This window comes from Legionella israelensis, from assembly GCF_004571175.1.
In the GTDB taxonomy this organism is placed as follows: Bacteria; Pseudomonadota; Gammaproteobacteria; order Legionellales; family Legionellaceae; genus Legionella_D; species Legionella_D israelensis.
In genome coordinates this window covers 542,700-554,646 of sequence record NZ_CP038273.1, presented here as the reverse complement: position 1 = coordinate 554,646, position 11,947 = coordinate 542,700, and the positions used below count along the sequence as shown (strand labels likewise).

Below are 11,947 nucleotides of genomic sequence, written 5' to 3'. Positions count from 1 at the left end.
GGAAATCAGGATTTTGCAGCCAAGCTGATATAAATGTCAACGGATTTCGTTATAAGGGCTGCGATTGAGGCTGAGTTCAATCGTCTTGTTATAAGTCAGATAAAAGGTAAGCAGGATTCTCAAGTGGCAGGTAACGAATTTGATCGATATCCGGGTGATGACAAATGGCGGCGCTGACTGCTGCTTTTGGCATAAAGGTTTTAATTTCCCATCTGGTGTTGCTTCTTTTATCGAGTATCTGTTGATGGTTTCCAGCCTCTGATATCACGCTGAATTCATTGGTAGGATAAAACAAGCCAACGCCACAGGCCTTGATAAAAGCTTCCTTTTGTGCCCATACGTTAAAAAAGAACCAGGGTTTGAGGAAAAAGGGCATGGCTAGCAGACTTTCCTGCTCTTTACGTGAAAACAGATGTTGTGCAATACCTTGATAAGGACGAGCAGAATATTGCTCAATATCCACTCCTAAAGGATATTTCTTACCAACTGCAATGATTGCCCATTCACCGGTATGACTGACATTAAATTGCACATCGGATTGATGATGAATTTCAGGTTTGCCATGTGGATTATACTCAAATTTAATGTCTTTTGCGTGACAGTGAAGATAACGACTTAAAATGACCCTCAGCAAACCACGGGCATGACGAAATCGTCTTTGATGGCGCGGAAAATAAAATCGGTTTGCTCGTTTGATTTCATCAGGACTGAGTAATGCTTGCAGCTTGGGTAATTCATGACGAAGAGAAAAAAACCAGAGATCAATTTGTCTGTTTTTTAAGACACAATCGCTTAAAGAAAAAATTTTAAACTCAGATTTACTCATCAATAGTCCATAGATGTGGCGTCAAATGGCAGTTGAGGTTATCATATCGCATGATGATAAATTTACCAATGAGTGTGACCCATGAGCCGACAGTTTTTGGATTTTGAACAACCTATAGAAGAATTGAATCAAAAAATTCAGGCACTTCGCATGGTAGGAAGTGATAACGAAGTCAATTTAACGGAAGAAATTGCAAGACTTGAAGCCAAATGCAAGGAATTAATGGCGAATATTTTTACCAATCTTGAGCCCTGGCAAGTAGCTCAAATGGCAAGACACCCCCTCAGGCCGCAGACAACTGATTACATCGAGCATATTTTTACAGACTTTCAAGAGTTGCATGGGGACCGAAGTTATTCTTCAGCACCAGCCATTATTGGAGGTATGGCGCGGCTCGAGGATGTTCCGGTGATGGTTATTGGCCATCAAAAAGGTAAAAAAACGAAAGAAAAGGTTTATCGTAATTTTGGCATGGCAAGACCTGAGGAGTATCGTAAGGCTTTGCGTTTGATGAAGCTGGCTGAAAAATTCAATATGCCTGTTTTTACCTTTATAGATACGGCGGGAGCCTATCCGGGTATTGGTGCTGAAGAACGTAACCAGTCTGAGGCCATTGCCCGAAATTTATTTGAGATGGCAAGGCTCAAAACACCGGTTATCTGTACTGTTACCGGTGAAGCCGGCTCGGGCGGAGCATTGGCTATAGGAGTAGGGGATAAAGTTATCATGCTGCAATACAGTATTTATTCGGTCATTTCACCCGAGGGTTGTGCATCAATCCTCTGGAAAGATCCGGCAAAAGCCAGTGAAGCAGCACGCGCTATGGGTATTACTGCTGATAAAATTTATGAAAATAAACTGGTTGACAAGGTCATAGAAGAGCCATTGGGCGGAGCGCATCGTGATGTAGAGGACATGACAAGTCGTTTAAAAAGCGTGCTGCTCAATGAATTAAAGGCACTTCGCCATATGCCGCCAGAGGACTTGATTGAATTGCGTTACCAGAAATACATGGCAATGGGAGCCTGTGATTAATTTCCTGAATGATAAGCCACTACTTGCTTATTTAAAAAAATTTAAACGGCTTTTTGTGGGGTTTAGCGGTGGATTGGATTCAACGGTTTTGTTGCATCTATTGTCCACATCTTTACCCCTTAAAAAAAAATTGACGGCCATCCACATTCATCATGGGTTAAGCCAAAATGCTGCTCAATGGCAAAAGCATTGTGAGCTTTTTTGTCAAAAGCAGGCTATTCCAATGATTTGGCGAGCCATTGATTTTGACCGCAGCGCTAATATTGAAGAAAATGCTCGCCTGGCTCGTCTTAATGTTTTTTCGTCCCTGCTTACAGAAAACGACGCTATCCTTCTTGGGCATCATCAAGATGATCAGGCAGAGACTGTATTATTACAGCTTTTTAGAGGAGCAGGTATCGATGGCCTTGCAGCAATGGCGCAAATTTCAACTTTGGGGAAGGGAGAGTTGATTCGACCTTTACTAACAGTGACTAGAGAACAGTTAAAAAGATATGCGGTTTCTCAGCAGTTAAATTGGATCGAAGATGAAACTAATCTCGAGGTAAAATTTACCCGTAATTTCATTCGGCATGAGATCATACCGATATTGGAACAACGTTGGCCATCGGTGAGCAAAAATATTGCCCGAACCGCAGAGCTTTGTCAGCAGGCCCGCCAAAATCTGCAAGATTTGGCAGGGCTTGATCTGGATTCTTCATCTTTAACCCGTTCAATACTGGCTTTTGAGTCACTGCTGCCATTAAGAAAGGAACGAATCGCCAATGTTCTTCGCTTCTGGTTAAAATTTAATGGCGTAAAAATGCCGTCAGCGGTCATTATTGAGCGCATCATAGATGAGGTGATGTTTGTCAGGGAAGACGCCGAGCCCATGGTGCAGTGGGAACAGATTCAGATACGTCGTTATCGAAAACAGTTGTTTCTGCTTAAAACGGACAACATGCAAGTGCCTGAAAAAACGCCTTGGCCACATTTTCCAGAACCTTTGAAAATAACAGACCTGGGGCGTCTTGTGGTGAATCGTGTTACCAGAGGTTTGGTTTTTCCTGAAGGCAGCCATATCGATATCCGGTTTCGCAGGGGGGGAGAGCTCTTTTATTGGCACGGTCAGTCAAAGCAGTTAAAAAAGCTTTTTCAGGAATGGAATATTCCTCCTTGGCTGCGAGATCATATTCCTTTAATATATATCAATGATGAATTGGCACTGGTGGTTGGTTATGCTGTCAGCGACAAATTTTATAAAAAAAATCAAAAAAATGCGTGGGAAATTCAATTAAAATTTTCCTGATTACGCGGCATAGCTTTTAAAAAGACGAAGCTGCGTAACATGAGTAAATAATTTGTTTGTGCTTGGATTAATCAAATGGTTTCAAATTTTAAAGTGGTCTGGCTGCTAAGCTATATATCAGTAGCTTCGGTATCGTCTGCAATTATCACTCCTGCCTTGCCCCAAATTCAGTCAGAGTTTGCTTTAGGGAATGGGGAAGTGGAATGGATGGTTTCTGCTTTTTTAATCGGATATGTGCTTGGTCAGTTAATTTACGGTCCATTGGCCAATGCCTATGGACGTTTGAAAGCCCTTCGCATCGGTCTCATCATTAATATATTGGGTATTTTGTTATGCTTCATGGCATTATCGATCCACTCCTATGTTTTTCTGATATTTGGGCGATTTATCACCGCATTAGGAGCTGCAGGAGGTCTAGCTTGCACATTTATGTTGATCAATGAATGGCTGCCCGAAGCAAAACGTAAAATGGCCATGGCTTATTCAATATTGTCTTTCACCATCGGAATTGGTTTATCGGTTATGATTGGCGGATTGGTTACTCAATATTGGCATTGGTCAGGCTGTTTCTGGATCCTCTTATTTCAGGGAATATTGATGCTTTGGGGAACCAAAGCCTTTAGTGAAACCCTGACTCATCCCCAGCCAATTAATTTTTCGATGATTTTCACTGGCTATAAAAAAGCATTATCTTCGGGTCAATTGTTGATATTTTCTTTAGCCTGGGGATACTGTTCTTCGGTAAGCTATTGCTTTTCAGCGGCGGCTCCACAGATTGCTGTTCATTCATTAGGGCTTACGGCCGCAGAATACGGTTACTGGAACATCCTTAATATTGCTGGCATGTTTGCCGGTGGATTACAAGCCAAAGCTTTATTGGATAGATATTCCCCGCGACAAGTGATTACGATGGGGTTGGTCGGGTGTGCTGTGGGCTTGCTCAGCCTTATTTTTTTGTTGCAATTAAACCATCCTTCAGCCTTGTGGTTTTTTCTAAGCACAGCCTCGTTATTTTTTTTCAGTGGAAGCCTCTATGCCGGTGGTTCCTTTGTTGCTTCTACGTCTATTGAGGATAGAGCCAGTGGCGCTGCCATGATGAGTTTTATCAATATGTCAACAGCCACCCTTACCGTTATCATTATGGGGTATTTATCAGCCAACGCCTTATTGTCCTTTATCAGCATCTTGGTTTTGCTTGGTGGATTAACGACCGTTTTACTCGTTTATGAAAATCTGGTTTTACGGAAAGCTCATGCAGGAAAACATTAAACTGTTAGGAAATTCAGCGAGGCTTGAATGGACTCATGCAGAACATGACCAGAAAGCCAATGAAAGATAAGATAGCTAACCACTTGGAAACCATGAATAAACGGCGTAACCCCGGGTTTGCTTTTTTCAGAATTTTGAATTCATCTAAAAATACAGTTTCACAGGCTCCATTACCGTCATCATCACGTCTTACACTCGTACCTCTCACTGTACCAGTCATGTTATTTTTGTATTCAGACAACACGCCTTTGAAATAAATCATGTCTCCTACTTCCGCATTGCGTAAAGCGGCTTTGACTGAATCATTATCTGTTAATAAATGATTGTTGGAAAGAGCGGTTGACTGAAAGCGTTTGCTTGCTTCAGCACTCTGCCAGGAAGTCCAACAGGTCCAGCTATCACTTGAGAAATGGATATTTTTATAAACACCGGAACTGACATTGGGCTCCCAAATCACGCATAAATCACGAATATTGATAAAATCTTTCCAACGCTTATGGTGCCATATGTTGGTAAATCCATCAGCGTCACTGTAAGTCACTACAATCCCTGTGAGCTCATAATCAAATTTGGGAATAATGGTATACTGATATTTGTCTGCTGAAATGGAAAAAGGAACCCTTGTTGTCGCGGACTGAACGGGTGGATTTAGTTGTTCTATGTCATACTCACTTGGTGGAGGAAAATCATCTTTGTAATACCAGCTCACCGCCATCATCAATAAACTGACCACAAACACCCATTTAAATAAATGTTGGTAGAACAAATCACGATACTCCCTGTTATTCACTTTGTTCTAGAGCTCGATCATCAATGTCCAGTTCAACGGATTCAATTTTCTGAAATCGTTGACTGATTTTTTTGGCTGAAGTGTTGACTTCACCAACGTCCTGGTGGGCCTGATTAATGTGCTTTGATAATTTATCCATTCGTTTTTCAAATCGTTCAAAATCACTGGATAATGCTTGCAAGTGTTTTTGAATAATATGTACTTGTTTGCGCGTAGCATCATCTTTCAAAACAGAACGGGCAGTAGTCAATACGGCCATGAGTGTGCTTGGAGACGTCAGCCAGACTTTAAGCTTTTGTGAAAGAGCAATTAAATCGGGATAATAGGCATGGATCTCTGCGAAAATGGATTCAGCGGGGATAAACATCACAGCACCGTCTGTGGTTTCGCCTGGAATAATGTATTTCTCAGCAATGTCTTTAATGTGTTTTTGAATGTCCTGGCGGAACTGTTGCTGGATGGCTTTTCTTTCGATAGAAGATGCTTCGGTGTTTATCAGTCGTTGATAGGTTTCAAGGGGAAATTTGGCATCTATCACTACATTGCCAGTGGGTTCGGGCAGAAATAAAATACAATCGGCTCGTTTCTGATTACTTAAAGTATATTGCATTTGATAATGGCTGGCTGGCAGCATATTGGTAATGAGAGTGGATAATTGCACTTCACCAAACGCGCCACGCGCTCGTTTGTCCACCAGAACATCCTGCAAGTTAACCACGTGGGTGGATAATTCCGTTATTTTTTTCTGCGCCTCATCAATAATGGTTAATCGACGAACGACATCGGTAAAAGTAGATGAGGTTTTTTCAAAGCCTTCAGATAATTTATGATTCACCTGGTGGGTAAGGGAATGAAGTTGATTACGAATTTCCTCATTTAAAGTTTGCAAGTGAGATGTCAGAGAGCTGGCATGCTGTTTGAAACTGTGAGTCATCTGTTCTCTAACGTCCGCCATTTGCCCTTGAATCGACTCGCTGATGATTTTTTGAACATTAATCTGTCCTTGAGCAATTTTTTCCTGAACACTGTATTGGCTGTTTTGGTAGGCTTGATGAATATCCAGCTGCAATTGATGCAACTGATTAGTTAGGTTTTGCTGAGATAGAAGATGATGATTGGCTGTCGTTGTTTCTTGTTTAGATTGGCGTTTAATAAGCCATAGGATCAATATCATTTGTAAGATTAAAAGCCCTAAAACCAGATACTCAGACAGCGTAAAGTATTGTAAAAACAGCATCATTATCCTAATTCAGACAGCTTAACGGGTTCATCATAATGATACACCGTTTTTAACTGCCCATAGTCCACTAAATGGAAATAACCCAAGTATAGAGATTGTTGATCGTACTGCTTATAGATATTTTTGTCGAATGTAAATTCCAAAGCATGTTTTCCAGAAGTAAACCAGTTGGCTGTTTGGCTGGTACTGAGGGGATGAAATTTCCCCTGTGAGTCTTTGTAATAAAGAACAGACTGTAGGGCATAACGGCTGTTGTTCGCTACGTTTACCATTGCCTTAAAATTTAAAGGTTGTGTAGATACCTTTTCTATTTCGATCAATTTGGCAGATGGAATGGAATAGGAAAAGGCGGCATGTCCCTGGCGAGTAATAAGCTGATCACCGAACCAGGCACTTATGGCAGCTTCAACGTACCAATTGGCACCAAAGTCATTTTTTTTCGAATGAAGTTGAGCGCTTCCCTTATATTGATTGGATTTGGTTTTGGTTAAATTTAGAGGAATAGAATCTCCGTTAGGTGCTACGATGGATGCAAAGACATCCTTGACAGGATAATCCAGTGTGTCATTTAAAGTAATAGTAGCAATGATTTTATCGTTTAATTTGTACTCATCTTTATTGGTTTCTACGGTTAAATAAGCATTGGAATATTTGTCAAAAACACTGATCACAAAGGTTTCATCAGTGGAAATTGATTGCTCATCAGTAACCAGTTTGAATTGTCCTGCACCCAATTCTTCCTTAAGTTGTAAAACAGTGTGGTGATTTTGGTCATAATCTGCATCAGCAAAGGCTTCATCTCTGCTATATAAAGAAGAGGCTTCCTGAAAACTCAGTGAATGGCTTTTTGTTTCAAGTCTCAATATCGGTACATGGCTTCCAGATATTGGACTGATACGTATAATTGCTCTTGGCGCAAGCGTGTTAACAACAACGCCCTTGCGTAATTCTTCCAGAGTGACTTTCTTTTTGTAGCCGTAACTTTTTTGCAGATTTCGTAACGGATGCTTAAAATTTTGATCATGGATGTTCCACTCAAGATGCATGGGCTCATGAGATAATTCATCACAAGTCTTGCCGCATTCATAGGAACTTATTTCCTGATCGGGGAGTTTAAAGGCCTGTGCCTGAGAAAAGCATAAAAAAGATAACCATAAAAAATGATTTAACTTCATGATAATACTCCCTGATCGCGTAATTCATTGATCAATATCTGCCCAAGCCCAAAACAGGAATGACGACTTTGATTGTGACTTAACGGAGTTTGCTCCTCGGTTTTTTCTATATCGTTAAACCACAGTTCACCGGCTTCTCTTTGTGAAGTGCAGTTTAAAAAACCGTCAGAACATTTATCCAGATATATTTTAGTGATTTTAAGAGCAGTATTGAGCAAGTAGCCGTTACAATAACTTGCTGATGAAAAAGGAGATGCCGTCACATCAGTACCAATGATGGTTCTGAAAGGCACGGGTAAGGAAGGACGGTTTTTGGTCCCGAAAAGCAGGTGATCATTAAAAATTTTCATGTCACCTACACGCTGCTGTCTGACTGAATCGTTATGATAACCTAACAGCCAACCGATACCGGAAACAAAGATATTGCCGCTTAAAACTTCATCAGCTAAAGGAGTTCCACCGCTTGAAGGGGAAATGGCGATAACTTCCTTGATAAATGGCTTTAATTGCATATAACGTGCATCGTAAGTAGGATTTGATAATATCCAGCGCAGAACGTTTGAACCGTTGGAATGAGTATATACAGTGATAGAATTAATGTTTTTATCTTTCAGGAATTTTAGCATCTGGTTGGCAACGCACCCGGCTGCCTCTTCATGCCACATATAATAACTGAAATCGCAATGGACAATGAAAAAATTATCTGGGTTTGGAAGCGCATTTGCCAAAGAGCGGGTAAAATCTTTTTTCCAGTATGAGCCATCGGCATCTTCACGGTGATCATTGGTGCCGTGAATGAAAACAATGCCGAAATTAGATTGAGATGTGGAATGGGCATTTACCGTTGAGAAGAAAAAAAGAAAGCAGAAAACCATCAAAAAACGAAATAAGTCCATTTGATCATGCCTTTGATAAACGAAGATAATATCTATATCAAATAGTTTCTGGCATTTCAATAAATTATTTGCATACAATAGTTTATACTGTAAAGCGATGCATGCTGGTCTGATTCGTTCCGTGCATTTTTATAATTCTCATTTTTATTTGGTTTTTTGATCAATGAATACAAACATTAAAGAAAAAATTTCAATATTAAGAAACAAAATCCGTCTTTACGATTACCACTATTACGTAAAGGATGAACCCTTGGTGCCGGATGCGGAATATGATCGCTGTTTTAAGGAATTGAAGCAGCTTGAATCTGAGTACTCGCAATATGCTACCAGCGACTCTCCCACACAAAGAGTAGGCGCAACGCCATCAGACGCTTTTGAAACGGTAGCTCACAAACAACCCATGCTTTCATTGTCCAATGTGTTTTCAGATGATGAATTAAAAGCCTTTATCAAACGTATCGTTGATCGGCTTGATTACGCGGGTGATGAGATTGAGTTTGCTTGCGAGCCCAAACTTGATGGGCTTGCCGTAAATATGACTTATGAAAATGGCAGATTAAAATATGCGGCCACAAGAGGGGATGGGGCTGTGGGGGAAAAAATTACAGCCAATATAAAAACGATTTCCTCCATACCGTTAAAACTTATGTCTGATAATTCTCCAAAGATCATTGAAGTGAGGGGTGAAGTATACATGCCAATCGCCGGATTTGAATCTTATAATCAAAAAGCCAGAGAACGTGGTGAAAAGACTTTTGCTAATCCGCGCAATGCTGCTGCAGGCAGTTTGCGCCATTTAGACCCTTCTGTCACAGCTACAAGACCTTTAGAGATGTATTGTTATGGTATCGGCGCCTGTGAAGGCTATGAACTTCCTGATACTCATTTTGAACAACTTAAGTTGTTAAAAACATTTGGCTTTAGGGTGCCTCCAAACATAAAACTGGTAAAAGGTCTTGAGGGCTGCCGACAGTATTATGATGAAATGCTCTCAAAACGTTCATCTCTTTCTTTTGAAATCGATGGGGTAGTTTATAAAGTCAACCGCATTGGGCTTCAACAGGATCTCGGCTTTGTTTCACGTGCTCCAAGATTTGCTTGCGCTCATAAATTTCCAGCGGTTGAAGAGTTAACGACCTTATTGGCCGTAGACTGGCAGGTGGGGCGTACGGGCGCATTAACACCTGTAGCCCGTTTAGAGCCTGTGACTGTGGCTGGTGTGACCGTCAGTAACGCCACATTGCATAACATGGATGAAATTAAACGTAAGGATATTCGCATTGGCGACAAAGTCGTTGTGCGTCGTGCGGGCGATGTGATTCCCGAGGTGGTGTCTGTGGTTTTGGAACAGCGTCCCGATAAAACAGAGACTATTCTCTTACCCTCTCATTGCCCGGTTTGTGGTTCGGAGGTTCTCAGAGAAGAAGACGAGGCTGTAGCTCGTTGTGTAGGTGGTTTATTCTGTAAAGCACAATTAAAGCGAATGATGTGGCATTTTGCTTCCCGCAAGGCAATGGATATTGATGGCCTCGGCAGTGGCCTGATTGAGCTCTTGGTTGATGAAGGTATTATCCATCATTTACCTGATCTATACGAGTTGGACTTTAATGAGCTGGTGAATTTGCCCAGGATGGGCAAAAAGTCCGCACAAAATTTGTTAAATGCACTTGAGAACAGCAAAAAAACCACTTTCAATCGATTTCTTTATGCCCTGGGTATTCGAGAAATTGGCGAAACCAGCGCCCGCATTTTAGCGTCAGAGTTTAAGGATATAGAACACTTAAAAAAAGCCTCAATGGATGAACTGACTGCTTTGAAAGATATTGGTCCTGTGGCTTCAGCTCACGTTGTGCATTTTTTTGCTCAACCTCACAATGTTGAGATGATCAATAAATTGTTGGAGTTAGGGATAACCTGGCCAAAACCTGAAAAAAAAGCAATAAATCAAGAGCATCCTTTATTTGGGAAAGTGGTTGTGCTGACGGGAAGTTTGTCCGGATTATCGCGTGAAGAAGCCAAAACAAAGTTGCGAGAGGTGGGAGCGAAAGTCACAGGGAGCGTATCTAAAAATACAGATTTTCTTATAGCAGGCAGTGATGCGGGCTCCAAACTCACTAAAGCAAACGACTTAGGGGTTAAAGTGATTGATGAGAGTGAGTTTCTTAACATGATAAGTACACAGAACCTAGTCTAAGGCTTCCAGCATTTGGGGATGGTATTCCTTTAATTCCTGCTGAGTTTGAAGACGCGAGATCAGATCCGGGTTGGCAATAAAAGGTCGGCCTATGGCTACCAAATCAAATCGCCCTCCACGTATTGCTTCATCTGCCTCAGCAAAGTTATAGCTCCCTGAGGCAATCAGAGTTCCATGAAAGATTTTCCTCATAAAAGCAGTCATTGTTTGGTGGTTTAGCATGTCATAGATGATTTTATCGTCAAAATTACCCGTATGAACATAGGCTATATTGAGCGAATTGAGTTGTGTTAATAAATAAGAGAATATCTCAGCGTCTTCTTTTTGGCCTTTAATTTGATTTAAATAAGTTGCAGGGGATAATCTTATTCCCGTGCGTTCGAAACCGATAACATTTCCTACGGCATTTACAATTTCAAGCGCAAATCGTGCCATATTTTTAGGACTGCCTCCATAGGTATCCGTTCTTTGGTTGGTATCGTAATGCAGGAATTGGTCAATTAAATAACCATTGGCGCCATGAATTTCAATGCCATCGAAACCCGCCTCCATGGCATTTTCTGCTGCCTTGGCAAATTGTTTTATTATGGTTTTTATTTCATTGACTGTGGCTTCTCTCGACCATCCGTAATGCAAATCATGGCTTCTTTTTAATTGACCTGTCATTAAGGTTTTGGAAGCAGAAAGAGGAAGTTGCCCTTGTAGAAAAATTGGATGTGAAACACGACCTACATGCCAAAGTTGCGCAAAAATTTTACCGTTGTTTTGATGAACCTGGGAGGTTACTTTTTGCCAGCCTTGTATTTGTTCTTTAGTATAAAGTCCCGGGGTATTGCTGTAACCTCTTGCCTCAGGACTGATGATGGTGCCTTCTGTAATGATGAGTCCTGCTTGAGCCCGTTTTGCATAATACTCAGCCATCTTGTCGGTAGGGACAAAATGATCATCAGCTTTGTTCCTGGTCATGGGTGCCATGACGATGTGGTTTTTTAATAAAAATTTATCATTTAAGGGGTAAGGATTAAATAAAGTATCCAGATTCATAAATAAGATTTTTTAGTAAAACATTGGGTAATTTATACACAAAAATAGGGATTAATCAATATTAATCAAATCATTTGCCGGTCGTAGATACGCTGCGCTGTGGCCACAGCACTGATAAAACTGCAATTAGTTTTTTATATTTCAATACAGCAACTTGACTTTGTAACTTTTTTCCGCTTACGAATCACTG

Annotated in this window: 10 protein-coding genes; 4 read left to right on the top strand and 6 right to left on the bottom strand. The window is 40.9% G+C overall.

The annotated features are described in order from the left end of the window. Nucleotides 1-88 precede the first annotated feature (88 nt). Entirely contained in the window at nt 89-826 is a 738-nt protein-coding gene (locus E4T55_RS02390; RefSeq protein ID WP_058500707.1) for a 4'-phosphopantetheinyl transferase family protein, read from the bottom strand. Nucleotides 827-907: 81 nt separating this feature from the next. Here E4T55_RS02390 and E4T55_RS02385 point away from each other — a divergent pair, with 81 nt between their 5' ends. The 3 genes from E4T55_RS02385 (at nt 908) to E4T55_RS02375 (ending at nt 4,418) form a co-directional block, all read left to right on the top strand. Next, on the top strand, nt 908-1,861 hold the full coding sequence (locus E4T55_RS02385) for an acetyl-CoA carboxylase carboxyltransferase subunit alpha (RefSeq protein ID WP_058500708.1): 954 nt from the start codon (nt 908-910) through the stop codon (nt 1,859-1,861). After that, nucleotides 1,854-3,149: a tRNA lysidine(34) synthetase TilS gene (tilS, locus tag E4T55_RS02380; protein ID WP_058500709.1), complete on the top strand. Its 1,296-nt coding sequence runs from the start codon at nt 1,854-1,856 to the stop codon at nt 3,147-3,149. The genes E4T55_RS02385 and tilS overlap by 8 nt, the downstream gene beginning before the upstream one ends. 75 nt (nt 3,150-3,224) lie before the next feature. Beyond that, a complete protein-coding gene (locus E4T55_RS02375) occupies nt 3,225-4,418 on the top strand; it encodes an MFS transporter (protein ID WP_058500710.1) in 1,194 nt (397 codons plus the stop codon). Nucleotides 4,419-4,431: 13 nt separating this feature from the next. On the opposite strand, the gene E4T55_RS02370 is transcribed toward E4T55_RS02375, so the two are convergent. The 4 genes from E4T55_RS02370 to E4T55_RS02355 are packed head-to-tail and all read right to left on the bottom strand — an operon-like array spanning nt 4,432 to nt 8,519. Then, on the bottom strand, nt 4,432-5,184 hold the full coding sequence (locus E4T55_RS02370; RefSeq protein WP_202967182.1) for a hypothetical protein: 753 nt from the start codon (nt 5,182-5,184) through the stop codon (nt 4,432-4,434). 16 nt (nt 5,185-5,200) lie between these two features. Beyond that, nucleotides 5,201-6,445, bottom strand: a complete 1,245-nt coding sequence (locus E4T55_RS02365; RefSeq protein WP_058500711.1) for a DNA recombination protein RmuC — start codon at nt 6,443-6,445, stop codon at nt 5,201-5,203. Nucleotides 6,446-6,447: 2 nt separating this feature from the next. After that, nucleotides 6,448-7,623, bottom strand: a complete 1,176-nt coding sequence (locus E4T55_RS02360; protein ID WP_058500712.1) for a DUF4785 domain-containing protein — start codon at nt 7,621-7,623, stop codon at nt 6,448-6,450. Beyond that, entirely contained in the window at nt 7,620-8,519 is a 900-nt protein-coding gene (locus tag E4T55_RS02355) for an alpha/beta hydrolase family protein (protein WP_058500713.1), read from the bottom strand. Before E4T55_RS02355 ends, E4T55_RS02360 begins: the two co-directional genes overlap by 4 nt. 163 nt (nt 8,520-8,682) lie before the next feature. Between E4T55_RS02355 and ligA the strand changes: the two genes are divergently transcribed. After that, nucleotides 8,683-10,713 carry an NAD-dependent DNA ligase LigA gene (gene ligA, locus E4T55_RS02350; RefSeq protein ID WP_058500714.1) on the top strand — a complete coding sequence of 677 codons (2,031 nt, stop codon included), beginning with the start codon at nt 8,683-8,685 and terminating at the stop codon, nt 10,711-10,713. On the opposite strand, the gene E4T55_RS02345 is transcribed toward ligA, so the two are convergent. Beyond that, complete coding sequence (locus tag E4T55_RS02345; protein ID WP_058500715.1) at nt 10,705-11,757, bottom strand: alkene reductase; 1,053 nt, start codon at nt 11,755-11,757, stop codon at nt 10,705-10,707. The two genes, ligA and E4T55_RS02345, sit on opposite strands and share 9 nt — an antisense overlap. Nucleotides 11,758-11,947 lie beyond the last annotated feature (190 nt).

Excerpts from the sequence above, each read along its gene's own strand:
- E4T55_RS02390 (WP_058500707.1), bottom strand. The coding sequence starts at position 826 with ATGAGTAAATCTGAGTTTAAAATTTTTTCTTTAAGCGATTGTGTCTTA.
- E4T55_RS02385 (WP_058500708.1), top strand. The coding sequence starts at position 908 with ATGAGCCGACAGTTTTTGGATTTTGAACAACCTATAGAAGAATTGAAT.
- E4T55_RS02375 (WP_058500710.1), top strand. The coding sequence starts at position 3,225 with ATGGTTTCAAATTTTAAAGTGGTCTGGCTGCTAAGCTATATATCAGTA.
- E4T55_RS02365 (WP_058500711.1), bottom strand. The coding sequence starts at position 6,445 with ATGCTGTTTTTACAATACTTTACGCTGTCTGAGTATCTGGTTTTAGGG.
- E4T55_RS02360 (WP_058500712.1), bottom strand. The coding sequence starts at position 7,623 with ATGAAGTTAAATCATTTTTTATGGTTATCTTTTTTATGCTTTTCTCAG.
- E4T55_RS02355 (WP_058500713.1), bottom strand. The coding sequence starts at position 8,519 with ATGGACTTATTTCGTTTTTTGATGGTTTTCTGCTTTCTTTTTTTCTTC.
- ligA (WP_058500714.1), top strand. The coding sequence starts at position 8,683 with ATGAATACAAACATTAAAGAAAAAATTTCAATATTAAGAAACAAAATC.
- E4T55_RS02345 (WP_058500715.1), bottom strand. The coding sequence starts at position 11,757 with ATGAATCTGGATACTTTATTTAATCCTTACCCCTTAAATGATAAATTT.